This is a genomic window from Streptomyces sp. DH12 (assembly GCF_020873895.1).
Classification (GTDB): Bacteria; Actinomycetota; Actinomycetes; order Streptomycetales; family Streptomycetaceae; genus Streptomyces.
The window spans coordinates 1-419 of sequence record NZ_JAHWGT010001368.1; the positions used below are offsets into that span (position 1 = coordinate 1).

The window sequence follows — 419 nt, forward strand, 5'->3', positions numbered from 1 at the left end:
GCGTGAGCAGGTACCGGGAGCCGGCGGCCTTGATGATCTGGGGCAGTCCGGCGGCGAAACCGAAGGTGTCCGGCAGCCAGGCCTCGTCGTTCTCGACGCCGAACTCCTCGAGGAAGAACCGCTTGCCGTGCACGAACTGCCGGGCCATGGCCTCGGAGCCGGGCATGTTGGTGTCGGACTCCACCCACATGCCGCCGGCCGGCACGAAGCGTCCTTCCGCCACGGCCTTCTTCACCCGCGCCCACACCTCGGGGCGGTGCTCCTTCACCCACGCCCACTGCTGGGCCTGCGACATGGCGAAGACGAAGTCGGGCTCGTCGTCGAGGAGGGCGGTCATGTTGGCGGCGGTGCGGGCCACCTTGCGCACGGTCTCGCGCAGCGGCCACAGCCAGGCGGAGTCGATGTGCGCGTGCCCGACG

General features: G+C 70.4%; 1 pseudogene. It reads right to left on the reverse strand.

The annotated features are described in order from the left end of the window. Positions 1-419: pseudogene (locus tag LPA54_RS40110) on the reverse strand (alpha-mannosidase); the annotation flags it as partial.